General features: G+C 63.7%; 9 protein-coding genes. 4 read left to right on the forward strand and 5 right to left on the reverse strand.

Features of this window, described 5'->3' with window-relative positions:
- The first annotated feature begins 70 nt into the window (after nucleotides 1-70).
- Nucleotides 71-1,636 carry a methyl-accepting chemotaxis protein gene (locus KU43P_RS07280; RefSeq protein WP_317661885.1) on the forward strand — a complete coding sequence of 522 codons (1,566 nt, stop codon included), beginning with the start codon at nucleotides 71-73 and terminating at the stop codon, nucleotides 1,634-1,636.
- A gap of 171 nt (nucleotides 1,637-1,807) precedes the next feature.
- Nucleotides 1,808-2,407, forward strand: a complete 600-nt coding sequence (locus KU43P_RS07285) for a tRNA-uridine aminocarboxypropyltransferase (protein WP_317661886.1) — start codon at nucleotides 1,808-1,810, stop codon at nucleotides 2,405-2,407.
- A 388-nt stretch (nucleotides 2,408-2,795) separates the two neighbouring features.
- Here the strand turns inward: KU43P_RS07285 and KU43P_RS07290 are convergent, their stop codons facing one another.
- The 3 genes from KU43P_RS07290 to KU43P_RS07300 form a co-directional block, all read right to left on the reverse strand.
- Nucleotides 2,796-4,151 carry an HlyD family type I secretion periplasmic adaptor subunit gene (locus KU43P_RS07290; protein WP_317661888.1) on the reverse strand — a complete coding sequence of 452 codons (1,356 nt, stop codon included), beginning with the start codon at nucleotides 4,149-4,151 and terminating at the stop codon, nucleotides 2,796-2,798.
- Between the two features lie 162 nt (nucleotides 4,152-4,313).
- A complete protein-coding gene (locus tag KU43P_RS07295) occupies nucleotides 4,314-6,449 on the reverse strand; it encodes a type I secretion system permease/ATPase (protein ID WP_317663759.1) in 2,136 nt (711 codons plus the stop codon).
- A gap of 74 nt (nucleotides 6,450-6,523) precedes the next feature.
- Complete coding sequence (locus tag KU43P_RS07300) at nucleotides 6,524-7,897, reverse strand: TolC family outer membrane protein (protein ID WP_317661889.1); 1,374 nt, start codon at nucleotides 7,895-7,897, stop codon at nucleotides 6,524-6,526.
- Nucleotides 7,898-8,358: 461 nt separating this feature from the next.
- On the opposite strand from KU43P_RS07300, the gene KU43P_RS07305 reads away from it, so the two are divergent.
- Complete coding sequence (locus KU43P_RS07305) at nucleotides 8,359-15,309, forward strand: retention module-containing protein (RefSeq protein ID WP_317661891.1); 6,951 nt, start codon at nucleotides 8,359-8,361, stop codon at nucleotides 15,307-15,309.
- 121 nt (nucleotides 15,310-15,430) lie between these two features.
- On the opposite strand, the gene KU43P_RS07310 is transcribed toward KU43P_RS07305, so the two are convergent.
- Nucleotides 15,431-15,796 carry a YbaN family protein gene (locus KU43P_RS07310; RefSeq protein ID WP_317661893.1) on the reverse strand — a complete coding sequence of 122 codons (366 nt, stop codon included), beginning with the start codon at nucleotides 15,794-15,796 and terminating at the stop codon, nucleotides 15,431-15,433.
- A gap of 7 nt (nucleotides 15,797-15,803) precedes the next feature.
- Nucleotides 15,804-16,391: a YecA family protein gene (locus tag KU43P_RS07315; protein ID WP_039602166.1), complete on the reverse strand. Its 588-nt coding sequence runs from the start codon at nucleotides 16,389-16,391 to the stop codon at nucleotides 15,804-15,806.
- 244 nt (nucleotides 16,392-16,635) lie between these two features.
- Between KU43P_RS07315 and recQ the strand changes: the two genes are divergently transcribed.
- A complete protein-coding gene (gene recQ, locus KU43P_RS07320; protein ID WP_317661895.1) occupies nucleotides 16,636-18,780 on the forward strand; it encodes a DNA helicase RecQ in 2,145 nt (714 codons plus the stop codon).
- Nucleotides 18,781-18,823: the final 43 nt, after the last annotated feature.

The raw sequence follows: 18,823 nt of genomic DNA on the forward strand, positions 1-18,823 counted from the left end.
TGGCATTCTGCTAAACCTCTACTTGCTTTGATGATTTTCCCCTTCATCTATACAAGCAAGGACCGCCCAGATGCGCATGAATTTGCCTGTCACTGAGCACGAAAGAACGTTTTCCAGCGACCAGCGTCTGATCTCCACCACCGACCTCAACAGCCGCATCACATACTGCAACGACGCCTTCGTGGCCATCAGCGGGTTCACCTACGACGAGCTGGTTGGCCAGACCCACAACCTGGTGCGCCACCCCGACATGCCGCCGTCGGTATTCGGCCACATGTGGGATACCATCAAGCAGGGCAAGCCGTGGATGGGCGTGGTCAAGAACCGCGCCAAGAATGGGGACTTCTACTGGGTCAGCGCCTACGTCACCGCCATTTACGAGAACGGCCGCATCAGCGGTTACGAGTCGGTGCGTTCGGTGCCGAGCCGCGAGCAGATTCGTCGTGCTGAAGTGCTGTATGGGCGTTTGCGGGGCGGGCGCTCCGCGGTACCTTGGGCGGCCCGATTGGGGCATGGTCTGGGGCAGGGGTGGCCATTGATCGGCGCTGGCCTGTTGTCTGCAGCGGCTTATATCTGGCTGCCGCCCTATGCAGCACTGGGTGTGCTGATGGCCAGCCTGCTGGTGGCCTGGTACCTCGTGGAAAACCGCCAGAGCCAGGCCATTCGCCGCACACTGGCGGAACACCCCAAGGCCTTCACCAGCCCCCTGGTGGCCCTGACCTACAGCGACAACCCCGGCCTGCGCGGCCAGCTCGACCTGGCGATCATCAGCGAGGAAGCGCGCCTGCAAACCGCACTTACCCGCCTGGTGGACGCGGGTATCGGGGTCAAGTCGCGGGCGGCGCAGTCGGCCGGCCTGTCCGATGCCCAAGCGCAGATGCTCGACCGCCAGCGCAGCGAAACCGATCAGTCGGCCACGGCCATCGCGCAAATGGCGGCGACCATCCAGGAAGTCACGCACAACGTGCAGAGCACCGCCCATGCCGCCGGCGACGCCGACCAGCTCGCCCAGCAGGGCAGCGAGTTGGCGCAGCAGAGCCTCAAGGCGATGGGCAGCATGAGCGAGGCGGTGAGCGACATCGGCCACGCGGTGAATGCCTTGGCCGAGCAGACCCAGTCGATCGGCAGCGTGGTCGACACCATCACCTCGATCGCCGAGCAGACCAACCTGCTGGCGCTCAACGCCGCGATCGAGGCGGCGCGGGCGGGTGAGCAGGGCAGGGGGTTTGCGGTGGTAGCCGACGAGGTGCGCTCGCTGGCCCAGCGCACGCGCTCGTCCACCGAAGAAATCCATCAGATCATCGCCTCGCTGCGCACCGGCGCCGAACGGGCGGTGAGCACGGCCAACCGCGGCGAGCAGATCTCCCGCGACAGCGTGCAGCGTGTCGAGGCGGTGCAGTCGGCGCTGGCCGGCATCGCCCAGGCGGTCAGCCGCATCACTGGCATGAGCCAGCAGATGGCGACCGCCTCGGAGCAGCAGAGCCACGTGGCCGAAGATATCAACCAGCAGATCGTGCGCATTGCCCAGTTGTGTGACCAGAGTGCAGGGCAGGCCAAGCAGGGGGCGGAAATCAGCCAGGACCTTGAGCGCATGGCCGAATACCTGCATAGCTTGGCGGAGCGGTTCAACCGCTGACGGCCCAGGGCTGCTTTGCAGCCCAATCGCCGGCAAGCCGGCTCCCACAGATTCTGCGCTGTGCTGAAGGGCAGTGCATTGTCTGTGGGAGCCGGCTTGCCGACGAATGGCCCGCAAAGCGGGCCCAAAGTGACGGGGTATGGCAAAATTCCTCTGATATCGGAGAAGCCCATGCCCAGACCCCGCTGCGAGCGCTGCCAGCGCCCGCTCGATCACTGCCTTTGCCCACTGATCCCCACCCTTGACAGCCGCACCCGCGTGGTCCTGTTGCAGCACCCCAGTGAAACCGCCCATGCCCTGAACACCGCCCGCTTGGCCGCGCTTGGCCTGGTCAATGCCGAGTTGCGCATCGGCGAAGTCTTCGATGACCTCGGCGAGTTACTGGGCACCCCGGGATACCGACCGGTACTGCTATTCCCAGGCGATCAAGCCAAGGTGCTGACCGCCTATGGCGAAGCGGATGACACACCGCTGCTGTTGGTCGTGCCCGATGGCACCTGGCGCAAGGTGCGCAAGATGCTGTATCTGAACCCGCTGTTGGCGGCGTTGCCCAAGGTGACGCTGGGCCAGGTGGCGCCCTCGCGCTATCGACTGCGCAAGGCGTCGGAGCCGGGGGCGGTGTCGACCATCGAGGCGGTGGTGCAGGCGTTGAGTGTGCTGGAGCAGCCAGCCAGTTTCGATGCGCTGCTGCGGCCATTCGAGGCATTGATCGAGGGGCAGATCAAGGCCATGGGCGTGGAGACGTTCGAGCGCAATCATGGTGAAAGCTAAGGGGTGATTACACCTGTTCCGGCCCTTTGGCGGGGCAGCTACAGAGTGCTCTAGATGAAATCTCCTACCGCCTTAATTCTTGCGATGGTTGCCATACGCGGATAATTCTCTCCGTCGCGGTAAATTCCGCGATCGGGTTTGGCGACCCGGATAACGTGGCGCAACAGCGCCCCGCACGATTGCAGGCGTTTTTTTTGCGCCCGCAGCCTCGTGCCATGGCGGCTGTGCGTGGGAGACCTTCTGGTCTGCCGGGTTCCAAGTTCTCGGTTCGCCAACCTGCGTACAGCTGTCGCCGGCAAGCCAGCTCCCACAGGTACGGCGGCGCTCTTGCGAACAGCGGTAAACCTGTAGGAGCCGGCTTGCCGGCGATAGGGCCGGTACAGACCACTCAGCGCTCGCGCAGTGCCTCGGTACGGGCCTTGAGCACGGGCTTGAGCAGGTAGTCCAGTACACTCTTCTGTCCGGTGATGATATCCACCGTGGCCACCATCCCGGGGATGATCAGCAGGGGCTTGTTATCCCCACCCAGGTGGTTCTTCTCGGTGCGCACCTGGATCAGGTAGAACGCATTGCCCTTGTCATCGGTGACGGTATCGGCACTGATCAGCTCAAGCTTGGCCTTCAACCCACCGTAGATGGTGTAGTCATAGGCACTGAACTTGACCATCGCCGGCTGCCCCGGGTGTAGGAACGCCACATCCTGTGGCCGCACCTTGGCTTCGATCAGCAGGTTGTCTTCGATCGGCACGATTTCCACCAGGTCGCTGCCCGGCTGCACCACGCCGCCGATGGTATTGACCTTGAGCAGCTTGACGATGCCGCGCACCGGCGACACCACCGTGGTGCGGTTGACCCGGTCGTCGATGGCGATGCTGGTTGCGGTGATCTTCGAAAGCTCGGTGCGTTTGTCGTTGAGTTCCTTGGCAGCATCGGAGCGGAAGCTTGCGTCGGACTCCTGGATCTTGCTGCGAATCTCCGCCACCGCAGCCTCTGCCCGCGGGATGGCCAGGCTGGTGGCATTGAGCTGGCCGCGGGCTTCGACCGTGCGTTGCTTGAGGCGCAGGATTTCCACCGGCGAGATGGCACCTTTGCTCACCAGTGGCGATGACATGTCCAGCTCCTGCTGCAGCAGGCCCACTGCGGAACGGTACTGCTCGACCTTGGAGCGGAACTCGGCGAGCTCCTGGGTCTTTTGCCGCAGCTGTTCATTGAGGGTCTGCTTTTCACTGGCCAGGCGGCGCTGACGCGAGTCATACAGGGAAGTCTCGTCTTCGGCTACCTGAGGCGCCTTGGCGCGCACTTCGTCCGACAGCACGAAGGGGCGGCCTTCGGCTTCTGCTGACAGCCGTTCCACCTGCGCGGTCAAGGCATAGCGGTCGGCCTCGCTTTCGCCCTTGTTGGACTTGAAGCGCGTGTCGTCCAAGCGCAACAGGGTGGCGCCTTTTTCCACCATCTGCCCCTCGCGCACGAAGATTTCGGTGACGATGCCGCCTTCAAGGTTCTGCACGACCTGAATCTTGCTCGAAGGGATAGCCTTGCCTTCGCCGACCGTCACTTCGTCGAGCACGGCCAGGCTGGCCCAGACCAGCGCTACCAGCAACAGCGCCGCCGCCAGCCATACGGTCAGGCGTGACAGTCGCGGTGAATCCTGCAGGGTGGCGCCGGCCAGTTCCGGCATGTAGTCGCGCTCGGCGCGCTTGTCGGAGCCTGTGTGGGAACTGCGCACGCTATGGCTTGGGTTCATGGCCTGACTCTCGTAGAACAGCACATAACTGAAGGACTCGGCGGTCCCTGGTGGGAGCCGGCTTGCCGGCGAACACCGGCGAAGCCGGTGCCATGCAGCGCAGTGCCTGCATCGCCGGCAAGCCGGCTCCCACAGAGGGTCTGCAAGTCGTCTGGCATCGGGCTAGAGCGCCGCGCCAATGCGGCCCTTGCGCAGGGCGTCGATGACCGCATCCTTCGGCCCGTCGGCGACGACTTTGCCGTTGTCCAGCACCAGCAGGCGGTCCACCAGGCTGAGCATCGAGGTGCGGTGGGTGACCAGCAGCAGGGTCTTGCCTGGCACCCACGCCGACAGGCGCTGGCGCAGTTGTTCTTCGCTGCTGTTGTCCATGTGGCTGGTGGGTTCGTCGAGGATCAGGATCGGCGGCTCCAACAACAGTGCACGGGCGAGCAATACGGCCTGGCGCTGGCCGCCGGAAAGCAGTTGGCCGCGTTCACCCACCGGGCGTTCGAAGCCGTGCGGGTGCTGCCGGGCCAGCTCGCTGACGCCGGTCAGTTCGGCCACTTCGAGCATGCGCGCATCGCTGATGTGGCGGGCGCCCAGGGTCAAATTGTCGCGCAGGCTCCCGGCCAGCAGCGGCAAGTCGTGGGCGACATAGCCAAGCTGGCTGCGCAGGTCGGCGATGTCCAGTTGGCGCAGGTCGAGGTTGTCGAGCAGGACCTGGCCATCGTCAGGATGATGAAAGCCCATCAGCAGCCTACCCAGGGTGCTCTTGCCCGAGCCGCTGCGGCCGATGATGCCGATCCGCTCGCCGGGCTTGATGGTCAGGGTCACATCCTGCAGCGCCGGGCTGGTCTGCCCGGGGTAGCGGAAGCTGACATGGCTCAGGGCCAGGCCACCCTTGAGCGCCGTGTGTTCCAGCGCTTGCTGCTCGGCCTGGCGCTCCTGGGGCAGGGCCATCAGCGCATCGGTGCTGCGCATGGTCAGCTGCGCCTGCTGGTAGCGGGTAATCAGCCCGGCAATCTGGCCAAGCGGCGCCAACACGCGGCTGCCGAGCATGTAGCTGGCGACCAGGGCACCGACGCTCAGGTTGCCGGCGATGATGCTGTACACCCCAGCGACGATGGTAGCCATGCCGCAGAACTGCTGGATGAACAAGGTGCCGTTGCTGGCAAGCGACGACAGATTGCGGGCGTGGGCGTCGAGCCGGGCGATGGCGCCGTTGGTGTGCTCCCACTGGTACTGACGCTCGCTTTCGGCGCCGCAGGCCTTGAGGGTTTCCAGGCCACCGAGGGTTTCGATCAGCAGCGCCTGGCGCACCGCGCCGAGGCTCAGGCTCTTTTGCACGGTGTCGCGCAGGCGGGCCTGGATCAGCAGGGCGAAGCCAACCGCCAGAGGGAAGGCGATCAATGGAATCAGCACCAGCCAGCCACCCAGCAGGCCGATCACCAGCAGCATCAGGGCCACGAACGGCAGGTCGATGATGCTGGTCAGGGTCACGGCGGTGAGGAATTCGCGCAGGCCCTGGAAGTCGTGGATGCTCTGGGCGAAGCCGCCGATGGTGGCGGGCTTGGCCTTCATGGCCATGCCGGTGATGCGTTCGAACAGGGTGGCGGAGAGGATCAGGTCGGTCTTCTTGCCGGCCTGGTCCAGCAAGTGGGCACGGACCATGCGCAGCACCAGTTCGAAAGCGGTGCCGATGAACAGCCCGGCGACCAGCATCCATAGGGTCGACAGCGCCTGATTGGGCACCACACGGTCGTAGGTCTGCATGACGAACAGCGGCACCATCAGGCCCAGCAGGTTGATCAGCAGGCTGGCCAGCAGTGCGTCGCCGTACAGCCAGCGAGAATGGCGCAGGGTGTCGCGGAACCAGGCGTCGACCCGTGGCAGCAGCGGCGCGCGCAGGTTCTCCAGGGTATGCCGAGGCCGTGCGAACAGGGCGTGGCCGCTGTAGGCCTGGGCCAGCGCTTCGCGCTCGAGCCACTGCTCGCCGCCGCCGGCCTCGCAGGGTAATACCAGCGCCCGGCCGTCCTCGCCCCAGCGTTGCAGCACAGCGCTGCGGCCGTCGTTGAGCAGCAGCAGCACCGGCAGGTTGAGGGCAGAGATGGCATCGAGTTCACGGGCCAGTACGCGACCTTGCAGGCCGGCGCGTGCCGCCGCCCGAGGCAGCAGCTCCGGGCCCAGGCGCTGCTGGGCCAGGGGCAGACCGCTGCTGAGGCTGGCGCGGCTGGCCGGGCAGCCATGCAGGCGGCACAGGATCAGTAAACCATCAAGCAGCGGGTCATCGACATCGGGGCGCGGCTGCGCACTTTGCATACTGGTCACGATGAACTACTCCCGCCTCGGTGGATGGGGTGACGCCTGGCGTCCGTGCCAGCTGCGCGCGGCGCTCAGCGCATGTCGGGCAGCTTCGCCTGGTTGCGTACTTCACTTTGGGCAATGGCTTCCGGCGGCAGTGAAACGCGCTGCTTGCTCAGCAGCTCGCCCATGGTCGCCAGTACCCGGTACATCGAATATTCCTCGGTGTAGCGCACCTCGGTGTAGCGGCGGTTGGCGTTGTACAGCTCGTTTTCACTGTCGAGCACGTCGAGCAGGGTGCGTTGGCCGAGGCCGAACTGGTCCTGGTAGGCGGCGCGCACGCGCTGGGTGGTTTCGGCGTATTCGCGTGCGGTCGGGGTTTGCTTGCGCGCGTTGTTCATGGCGTTCCAGGCCAGGCTGAGGTTCTCGGTCAGCTCGCGCAGGGCATTGTTGCGGATGTCCATGGCCTGGTTGATCTTGTGCGCGTCGGATTGCAGGCGCGCCTTGTCGCTACCACCGCGGAACAGGTTGTAGCTAAGCTCCACGCCGGCCTGCCAATCGTTGTTGCTGTGGCCTTTCTCGCCGCCGATGTTGTTGTTGGCACCGGTCGCCAGTACCGCATCCAGGCGCGGGTAGAAGGGCGACTTGGCTACTTCGTACTGTTGTTCGGCGGCGTTGACGTCGGCCTGGGCCGATTTGAGGTAGGGGTTGTTTTCCAGCATGCCCTGGCGTGCCAGGTCCAGGCCGGTGGGCACTTCGCCTTTGATCGTGACCGGGGTTTCCAGCTCATCGGGCATGCGCCCGACCACGCTGTAGAAGTTGGCCTCGGCGTCGGCCAGGTCGACTTCGGCGGTGTCCAGGTTGTTTTCCGCCAGGGCACGGCGGGCACGGGACTGGTCGAGGTCAGCGGTACTGCCGACGCCGCGTTCGCTGCGCAGGCCGATCTGGTCGTTGACCCGCAGGTGGGCTTGCAGGTTGTTCTTGGCCAGGGTCACCAGCTCGCGGCGCTTGAGCACTTCGAGGTACACCTCGATGGCGCGCAGGGCCACGGTTTCGGCGGTGGCCTGGGTGTAGTAGGCGCGCGAATTGGCAACAGCTTCGGTACGGCCAACCTCATTGGGGGTGTTGAAGCCGTCGAACAGCATCTGCCGCAGGCGCAGCTCCGACTGGGTGTAGTTGAGGGTTTCCTTGTTGTGGTTGGAGGTGCCGTCGGGGTTGAAGCCGCGGGTGTTGATGTTGTCCGAGCGTTGCCGGCCATAACCCGCTACCAGGTCGACCGATGGGTAGTAACCGCCACGCGCGAATTTCACATCTTCGTCGGCCGACAACCGGCTGTTACGGCTCGCACTGATCTCCGGGTGATGGTCCACGGCATTCTGGACCGCTTCATTGAGTGACATCGCCTGAACATTGGCGCACGCGATGGCCAACAGGATTGCGCTGGTGAGGGGGTTGATCACGCGCATGGGGTACTTCTCCCTGGTCTCAAAATGATCCTGCTAATCGTCAAAAAAGTGACGATAAATGTTGTGCAAACCGTTTCATGTTTGTAACAACAGAGCTAAGAACATTTAACGCGCGAACTAAGAAGATTTTTTCATAAAGCCTATGCGAAAAAAAACTTATGCGGACTATCGAAACCAAGACATTGTTTCATTCAGGCAAATTTGAACGCCGCTGCAGGACGCGGTTTTCAAGCTTCCGGGAGAGTTCCAGAATTTTTACGGCTAAGGATGCGGGATGAAGAGGTGAAAGCGGAATTTGGCGACAAAAATTTGGCAATAGTTGATGGCCAAATTACATTATTACTATCGCCAAAGTAGCTTGAGAGAACGATTCTCACCGTTGAGACAGTACTCCAGGCGCTGAGCCCCCACCCGCGATGTCGTTAGCTGATAAGCGAATCGGTAAGGGGAGGCGTGCGCTCATGGCTAAACTAGTCGGTGTGGTCAGCAAGGTGGTTGGTCAGGTCTTCGCCGTTGCCGGCGATGGTAGCCGCCGCCCCTTGATCGAAGGTGACCGTCTGTTCGCGGGTGAACAATTGCAGACCGGCGCAGCTGGCGCGGTGGCCGTGCACCTGCAGAGCGGCGCCGAGCTGACACTGGGGCGCGACAGCAGCCTGCAGATGACCCCGGACCTGTTGGCCGGCCAGGCCCCCCATGCACACACCCAGGATGGCCCTCCGAGCGATGCGCAACTGAGTGATGTGGCGCGTCTCCAGGAAGCGATCGCTGCCGGTGCCGACCCCAGCGAGGCCGGCGAAGCAACGGCTGCGGGGCCCAACGGTGGCAGTGCCCCCGGCGCGCTGGGCGGCGGACACAGCTTTGTCATGCTGACCGAAGTGGCGGATCGGGTCGACCCACAGGTGGGCTTCCCTACTGCCGGTTTCAATGCCATCCCCGAGCTTGCCCATCGTGAGATTGGTGGTCTGCAGAACGATAATGGCCGAGGCCTGCCAGGGGAGGGCATAGACCCTGTCGATCCCAATCCGCCCGTCGACCCGAATCCTCCGGTCGATCCCAATCCCCCGGTCGATCCCAAACCGCCCATAGACCCCAACCCGCCCGTGGACCCCAACCCACCCGTCGATCCGAATCCACCGGTCGACGAGAACCATCCGGTTGAGCTGCACGGGCTGTCGCTTGACCCTGGCGATCCGGGGCTGGACGAGGCAAACCTGCCCCAGGGCTCGGCAAGCAACCCGGCAGCCTTGACCCAGCACGGCAGTTTCACCGTGGTGGCGCCGGACGGCGTGTTCAACCTGAGTGTGGGCGGTATCAACGTGGTGACCGCGGGCGTGGTCACGGGGGTTGGCCAGTCGATCACCACGGGCTTGGGCAATACGCTGACCATCACCGGCTACAATCCGGCCACCGGTGTGGTGACCTACAGCTACACCCTCACGGGTGCCGAGCAGCATGCCGACGCCGCGGGTACCAACTCCCTGCATGAAAACCTGCCGGTCATGGTCAGCGACACCGATGGCGATGCAGCCCAGGGTACGCTGGTCGTCACCATTCGTGATGACGTGCCCAGGGCGGTGGACGACAGCAACCCGACTACCGCCAGCGAACAGCACACCGAGTTGACTGGCAATGTGCTCGCCAATGACATCCAGGGCGCCGACCGCGTGCCGGGCGGCCCGGTCATCGCCGGTACCTACACCGGTACCTACGGAACCCTGGTGTTGGCAGCTGACGGCTCCTACACCTACACCCTCAACAGCAACGACCCTGATTTCAAGAACCTGGGCGGTGGTGGCCATGGGGTGGAAACCTTCACCTACACGATCAAGGACGCCGACGGCGACACCAGCAGCGCGACCCTGACCCTGAACATCAGCAACCTGAACGACCCCGTGCACCTTGACGGCCTGGACGCGCAGGGCGGCAACCTCACCGTCTACGAAAAGAACCTGCATGACGGCAGTGCCCCCGATGCCGGCGCGCTGACCCAGCAAGGCACATTCAAGGTGACAGCGCCGGACGGCCTGCAGAGCCTGACTGTGGGCGGCATCAGTGTGGTCAGTGGCGGTGTAGCGGCGGGCTTCCCGCAGTCGGTCGTCACGCCCGAAGGCAACACCCTGACGATCACCGGCTATAACCCGAGCACCGGCGAGGTGAGCTACAGCTACACCCTGGTAGACAACGAGCAGCACCCTTCCGGCCAGGGCAGCAACAGCATCAGCGAGCACTTCCAGGTGGTGGCTCAGGACGTCGACGGCAGCACGGCCAGCGGCAATCTGCACGTCACCATCGTCGATGACCTGCCCACGGCCAACAGCGATGAAGTCAGCGTGGCCAAGGGCGATGTGGTGCGCGGCAACGTGATGTACAACGACGTGGTCGGTGCCGATGTTCGCGCGGACGGCCATTACGTGGTTGGCGTACGTGCCGGCAACGACACTTCGACCTCGGCCGTCGGCCAGCTCAACACCCAGGTCAACGGCCAGTACGGCTACCTGACCATCGATGCCCAGGGCAACGCCGAGTATCACTCCAACCCCAACGTCGTGTCGCCACGCGATGCCACAGACACCTTCGTCTACACCATTCGCGATGCCGATGGCGACGAGAGCACCACCACCATCACCATCAACGTGCACAACGGTTTGATGGCGTGCGAAGACCGTGATGTCACCGTGTATGAAAAGGCCCTGGACCTGCAGAAGGACGGCAACGACCTGGCCGGTGGCACGGTGGTCGGCAGCGACCCTGGCTCAACCCACGAAACGGCTTCCGGGACGCTGGTCGGCTCGGCCAGTGGCGGCGTCGGGGCGCTGACCTACAGCCTGGTCGGCAATGCCACGGGGCAGTACGGGCAGATCCATCTGAACGCCGATGGCTCCTACACCTACACCCTGACCTCACCGGCCAACTCGACGCCCCCTGCCAACGATGGGCCGAACACGGTCACCGAAACCTTCACCTACCAGGTGCACGACTCGGTCGGCAATTCGACCACCAGCACCATCGTCATCACCATCGTCGACGATGTGCCGACGGCCCATTGCGATTACGCCAGCGTGGCCAAGGGCGATGTGGTGCGCGGCAACGTGATGTACAACGACGTGGTCGGTGCCGATGTTCGCGCGGACGGCCATTACGTGGTTGGCGTACGTGCCGGCAACGACACTTCGACCTCGGCCGTCGGCCAGCTCAACACCCAGGTCAACGGCCAGTACGGCTACCTGACCATCGACGCCCAGGGCAACGCCGAGTACCACTCCAACCCCAACGTCGTGTCGCCACGCGATGCCACAGACACCTTCGTCTACACCATTCGCGATGCCGATGGCGACGAGAGCACCACCACCATCACCATCAACGTGCACAACGGTTTGATGGCGTGCGAAGACCGTGATGTCACCGTGTATGAAAAGGCCCTGGACCTGCAGAAGGACGGCAACGACCTGGCCGGTGGCACGGTGGTCGGCAGCGACCCTGGCTCAACCCACGAAACGGCTTCCGGGACGCTGGTCGGCTCGGCCAGTGGCGGCGTCGGGGCGCTGACCTACAGCCTGGTCGGCAATGCCACGGGGCAGTACGGGCAGATCCATCTGAACGCCGATGGCTCCTACACCTACACCCTGACCTCACCGGCCAACTCGACGCCCCCTGCCAACGATGGGCCGAACACGGTCACCGAAACCTTCACCTACCAAGTGCACGACTCGGTCGGCAATTCGACCACCAGCACCATCGTCATCACCATCGTCGACGATGTGCCGACGGCCCATTGCGATTACGCCAGCGTGGCCAAGGGCGATGTGGTGCGTGGCAACGTGATGTACAACGACGTGGTCGGTGCCGATGTTCGCGCGGACGGCCATTACGTGGTCGGCGTGCGTGCCGGCAACGACACTTCGACCTCGGCCGTCGGCCAGCTCAACACCCAGGTCAACGGCCAGTACGGCTACCTGACCATCGACGCCCAGGGCAACGCCGAGTATCACTCCAACCCCAACGTCGTGTCGCCACGCGATGCCACAGACACCTTCGTCTACACCATTCGCGATGCCGATGGCGACGAAAGTACGGCAACCATCACCGTCAATGTGCGCAGCGCCTTGATGGCCTGCGAGGACCATGACGTCACCGTTCACGAAAAGGCGCTGGACCTTCACAAGGATGGCAACGACCTGGCAGCGGGTAGTGTCACCGGCAGTGATCCAGGTTCCACCCAGGAAACGGCTTCCGGCAGCTTGGTCGGTTCCACCAGCGGCGGCGTCGGGGCGCTGACCTACAGCCTGGTCGGCAACGCCGTAGGCCAATATGGGCAGATCCATCTGAATGCCGACGGCTCCTACACCTATACCCTGACTTCACCTGCCGACTCGACGCACCATGCCAACGATGGGCCGAACACAGTCAGCGAAACCTTCACCTACCAGGTGCAGGATTCGCAGGGCCATTCGACCACCAGCACCATCGTCATCACCATCGTCGACGACGTGCCGACAGCCAACAGCGATTATGTCAGTGTCGGCAAGGGCGACGTGGTGCGCGGTAACGTGATGTACAACGACGAGGTAGGCGCAGATGTCCGCAGCGATGGCCAGTATGTGGTCGGCGTGCGCGCCGGCAGCGATACCTCCACTTCGGCGATCGGCCAGCTCAACACCCAGGTACACGGCCAATACGGTTACCTGACCATCGATGCCCAGGGCAACGCCGAGTATCACTCCAACCCCAATGCCGTGGCGCCGCGCGATGCGCTCGACAGCTTCGTCTACACCATCCGTGATGCCGATGGCGACGAGAGCACCACGACCGTCACCATCAACGTGCACACCCACTCGCTGCAGCCGTGCACCGACGGTGGCGTCAAGGTGTACGAGAACGCCCTGGACCTGTACAAGGACGGCAACGACCTGGCCGCAGGCACCGTTACCGGCAGTGACCCGACCTCGCCGCGCGAGACTGCCAGTGGCAGCCTGGTGGGGCAGGTCGCCGGTGGCGTTGGCGCATTGACCTACACCTTGGTCGGCAATGCCGTAGGCCATTACGGTGAAATGCACCTGAACGCGGACGGCTCCTACACCTACACCTTGACCTCGCCGGCCAATTCACCGACGCACGCCAACGACGGTGCCAATACCGTGACCGAAGCGTTCACCTACCGGGTGGAGGACACGGTGGGCAACTGGACCACCAGCACCGTGACCATCACCATCGTCGACGATGTGCCGCAGGCCCATTGCGACTACGTCAGCGTGGGCAAGGGCGACGTGGTGCGTGGCAACGTGATGCATAACGACGTGGTCGGGGCGGACACCTTGAGCGACGGAGCCTACGTGGTCGGCGTGCGTGCAGGCCACGACACCTCCACTTCGGCTATTGGCCACCTTGGGGCCCCTGTCTACGGCCAGTACGGCTACCTGACCATCGACGCCCAGGGCAACGCCGAATACCACGCCAACCCCAATGCCGTGGCGCCGCGCGACGCGCTCGACAGTTTTGTGTACACCATCCGTGATGGTGATGGCGACGAGAGCACGGCGACCGTTACCATCAATGTCCACGATCACTCGCTGAACCCTTGTGGGGATGGTGGCGTGGCTGTGTACGAGAAAGCCCTGGACCTGAATCAGGATGGCCACGACCTGGTACCCGGCAGCGTTACCGGCAGCCAGCCTTGCTCCACCGCAGAAACCGCTTCGGGCAGCCTGGTCGGGCAGGTCGGTGGTGGGGTGGGTGCGCTGACCTACACCCTAGTCGGCAATGCCATAGGCCAGTACGGGCAGATCCACCTGAATGCCGATGGCTCCTATACCTACACCCTGACGTCACCGGCGAACTCGCCGGTGCATGGCAACGACGGTGCGAATACGGTGACGGAATCGTTCATCTACCGGGTTGAGGACACGGTAGGCAACTGGACCACCAGTACCGTCAACATCACCATCGTCGATGACGTGCCGCAGGCCCATTGCGATTTTGCAAGTGTCGCCAAGGGTGACGAAGTGCGTGGCAATGTACTGGTCAACGACGTGATCGGCGCAGATGTGCCAAGCCACTGTGGCTATGTGGTCGGAGTGCGAGCCGGTGGCGACACTTCCACCTCGGCCATCGGCCAACTGGGTACCCACGTGAGCGGGCAGTACGGCTACTTGACCCTGGATGCCCGAGGCAATGCGGTGTACCACTCCGACCCCAATGTCGCCGCACCGCGCGATGCGATCGATAAATTCGTCTACACCATCCGCGATGGCGATGGTGACGAAAGCACCACTACCATCACCATCAACGTGCATGACAACTCGATCGCGGAATGTGGCTATGGCCGAGCGCAGGAGCCTCGGACGGTGGATCGGAGTGCGTTCACCCTCGATGCCAGCAGCATGACTGCCGCGCTGGTGGTGCTGGGCTACCTGGGGGCGATGGGCAGCGCCCAGGGCAACAGTGAGCAGGTGCTCAACATCAGCCTGCATAAAGGCGAAACCTTGCAGTTGAACCACGATGCGCACGACGGCAACTTGCTGATGGAGTGGAAAGACTCGGCTGGCAGCTACCAGGCCATTGCCGCTGGCGACAGCATTACGGCCAGCCATGACGGGGTCTACAGCATTCACCTGAGCAACCCGGGCGCTGCGGAAAGCTACAAGCTGGGCCTGGTGCTCGACTACGCCGATGCGCAACAACCGGCTGCGCATGACAAGGGAAGCGATGACCATGGCGCTGCGGGCCTCTCCAGCCTGGTGGATGTCGCTTCGCTGGAAGGCCATGAGTCCGCAGGCCACCTGGACCATGACACGGCCAACTTCGCCCAGGCCAAGGGCGCGGTCACCATCGACCTCGGCCATGAAGGGGCGCAGGACACGGGGGGAGCAGGTATCCAGACCTTGAATGGTATCCATAACCTGGTCGGCTCCGACTACGGCGACACCTTGATTGGTGATAGTGGCGACAACGTGCTCGAGGGTGGCAAGGGCAACGATGTGCTCAAGGGAGGGGATGGCAACGACATCCTGATCGGTGGGCCAGGCAACGATACGCTGACTGGCGGCAACGGCAATGACACCTTCGTCTGGCAGAAGGGAGACAGTGGGCATGACACGGTCACTGACTTCACCCCGGGCAGTGACAAACTCGACCTGTCGCAGCTACTGCAAGGCGAGCATGCCACGGCAGCCACGCTGGATGATTACCTGCACTTCAAGGTCAGTGGTACGGGCACCAATGTGGTATCCACTATCGAGGTCGCCAGTGCGCCGGGCGCGGCACCGATCCAGACCATCGACCTGGCGGGGGTCGATCTGGCCCAGCATTATGGCGTGACGGCGGGGGCGGGTGGGGTGATATCGGCGGGGCATGACACGGCGACGATCATCAATGGGATGCTCAATGATCATTCGTTGAAGGTTGATACGGTATGAGGAGTTAGGCCTGGATGTTTCGCTGAAGCCATTGGCCCTATCGCCGGCAAGCCGGCACCCACAGGTGTGGCTGCGCGCTCCCTGTGGGAGCCGGCGATGGGGCCAGTGCGGCCAACAGCACTCAACCAGGCTTGCGCAAGGTCTTCTGCCTGAGAATGTACAAGCTCACCAGCACCGCACTGGTCAGCATGAATGCTCGCGCCCAGAACAAAGGCACCAGGTAGCAGGACAGGCCGATGCTCGCCCACATCAGGCCGATGGCGTAGACCTTGCCCTTGAGCGGAATCCCTTCGCCATTCAAATAGTCACGAATCCAGGGCCCAAGCCTCGGGTGATTCACCAGCCAGTGATGAAAGCGTGGCGAGCTGCGGGCGAAGCAGGCAGCCGCCAGTAGCAGAAAAGGGGTGGTGGGCAACACCGGCAGGAAGATCCCCAGCACCCCCAGCGCGACGCTGAGCCAGCCGATGGCCAGCAACAGGTAGCGCATGGCCGACTCAGTGGTGGCGTGGCTTGAGCAGCGCCGGCTTCTCGTCAGGAGCGTGCAGCAGCAGGAACAGCGCGCTCAGCGCCTCGGGGATCTGCACGATCATGTCGTCCTGCAGGTTGGCATTGCTGGCGATGTCGGCGAACTCTGGTTGCTCGTCGAACAGGCCCGAACCGACCATGATCGGCAGCAGCATCTCGCTGACTTCCTCTTCGGCGTTCTCGAACCAGGCTTCCTCGCGCAGGAACACACCTTCCATGAAGCCGATGCACCAGCCGCGCAGATCGGAATCGTCCGGCTCGTCGGTCAGGTCCAGCTCGCACGGCAGGTCGAACTCTTCGTCGCTGGCCAGCTGGCGGGCGATGTGGCCCTTGAGTGCCACCAGGGTCGCTTCGATTTCGGTGCGCTGGGCATCGCTGGCGTAATGGGGTTCTTCGGCGAACAGCGCGTCGATCCATTCACGCTCGGGGACGTCTTCCGAGCAGATCGACAGCGCGGTCAGGTAGCCGTGGGCGGCGACGTAGTCCAGCGCTTCTTCGTGCAGCTCATCGGCGTCGAGGAAGGCTTGCAGGCGGGTCAGTTGCTCGGCGAAGGACATTACAGGGCTACCTTGGGGAATAAACGATAGTGAATTCTAGCACCTTGCGGCGACGGCGGTGCAAAGGGAACGTCTGTCACCCGGGCATCCTGTGTAAAGCGGCACTGCGGTATACTCCGCGGTTTTTCATGCAGGGGCGGGGTTTCCCGGTCTTCTGGCAAAAGCCGCTTACGCATTCGGCGTGTGCGGAGCGGGTTTTTCGTCCAGCCTGTGTCCAGGATGGTACGGCGATTTGGAGTTGCACATGCTCGAACAGGCTCAGCGCGTTCTCAAGGATATCTTCGGCTACGACAGTTTCCGTGGGCGCCAGGCAGCGATCATCGAATGCGTGGCCAGCGGCGGCGACGCCCTGGTGCTGATGCCTACCGGTGGCGGCAAGTCGCTGTGCTTCCAGGTGCCGGGGTTGCTGCGCCCGGGGCTGACGGTAGTGGTGTCGCCGCTGATCGCGCTGATGGATGATCAGGTCGCCACGCTGGACGAGCTGGGTGTCGCCGCCGCGGCGCTGAATTCCACCCTGAGCGCGGAGCAGCAACGTGACCTCGCCGCGCGCCTGCGCCGTGGCGAAGTGAAGATGCTGTATCTGGCACCGGAGCGCCTGGTGCAGCCGCGCATGCTGGAGTTCCTGCGCGGGCTGGACATTGCCCTGTTCGCCATCGACGAGGCCCACTGCGTATCGCAATGGGGCCACGACTTCCGCCCTGAATACCTGCAACTCGGCCAGCTGGCCGAGCTGTTCCCCCATGTACCGCGCATCGCCCTGACCGCCACCGCCGACATGCGTACCCGCGAAGAGATCGTCCAGCGCCTGCATCTGCAAGGCGCCGAGCGGTTCCTGTCGAGCTTCGATCGGCCGAACATCTTCTACCGCATCGTGCCCAAGGAGGCGCCGCGCAAGCAGCTGATGGCCTTCCTCGGCGAGCGCCGTGGCAATGCCGGCATCGTCTATTGCCTGTCACGCAAGAAGGTCGACGAGACCGCCGCTTTCCTGTGCGAGCAAGGCTTCCCGGCGCTGCCGTATCACGCAGGCCTGGCCGCCGAAACGCGTGCCGCCAACCAACACCGTTTCCTCAACGAGGAAGGGTTGATCATGGTCGCCACCATTGCCTTCGGCATGGGCATCGACAAGCCCAACGTGCGCTTCGTCGCCCACCTCGACCTGCCCAAGTCGCTGGAAGCCTATTACCAGGAGACCGGCCGCGCCGGCCGTGACGGCCTGCCGTCGGACGCCTGGATGGCCTACGGCCTGCAGGACATGGTGATGCTCAAGCAGATGCTGCAGAACTCCGAGGGTGACGAGCGCCACAAGCGGGTCGAGCAGCACAAGCTCGATGCCATGCTGGCCTTGTGCGAAGAGACGCGCTGCCGCCGCCAGTCGCTGCTGGCCTACTTCGACGAAGTGCTCGAGCAGCCGTGCGGGCATTGTGACAACTGCGTCGACCAGATCCAGACCTGGGATGCCACCGAACCTGCGCGCCAGGCCCTGTCGGCGGTGTTCCGTACTGGCCAGCGCTATGGGGTGGGCCATCTGGTCGACGTACTGCTGGGCAAGGACACCGAAAAGGTGCGCAACTTCGGCCACGAGAAACTTTCGGTGTTCGGCGTCGGCAACGCGCTCGCCGAGGCCGAATGGCGGTCGCTGTTCCGTCAGTTGGTGGCGCGCGGCCTGGTGGACATCGACCTGGAAGGGTATGGCGGCCTGCGCCTGGCCGACAGTTGCCGGCCGTTGTTGCGTGGCGAGGTGAAGCTGCAACTGCGCCGCGACCTCAAGCCGCAGACAGTGGCCAAGGCCTCTACCAGCGGCGGCAGCCCGGCCAGCCAGCTGGTGCGTGTCGAGGAGCGCGAACTGTGGGAGGCCCTGCGCACCCTGCGGCGCAAGCTCGCCGAAGAACACAGCGTGCCGCCCTACGTCATTTTCCCCGACTCCACCTTGCTGGAAATGTTGCGCAGCCAGCCGACCAGCCTCAGCGACATGGCCCAGGTCAGTGGTGTGGGCGCACGCAAGCTGGAGCGCTACGGCCAGGCCTTTCTCGAAGTCCTCAATGGCGCGGGTGGCACCGAGGAGGCGCCGAAAGTGGTACTCGACCTGCGCCATGAGCTGGTCAGCCTGGCCCGCGCCGGCATGACCCCGGCGCAGATCGCCGGGCAGCTCAAATGCAGCGAAAAGAACGTCTACAGCCTGCTGGCCGAAGCCATCGGCCGCCAGGAGCTAAGCCTGGAGCAGGCGCTGGACCTGCCGGAAGACCTGATGATGGAGGTGCAGGACGCGTTTCTCGACGGTGAAGGAGAATTGCCGCCGGTATCGGCCATCGCACCCTTGTTCGGCCCACGGGTTCCAGAAGGGGTGCTGTACTGCATTCGTGCGGCACTGGCGGCGGAGTTCGAGCTGTAATTGAAGACATTTCGGACAACTGCTGACCTTTGTCATCCTTTTT

This window comes from Pseudomonas sp. KU43P (assembly GCF_033095865.1).
Taxonomy (GTDB): domain Bacteria; phylum Pseudomonadota; class Gammaproteobacteria; order Pseudomonadales; family Pseudomonadaceae; genus Aquipseudomonas.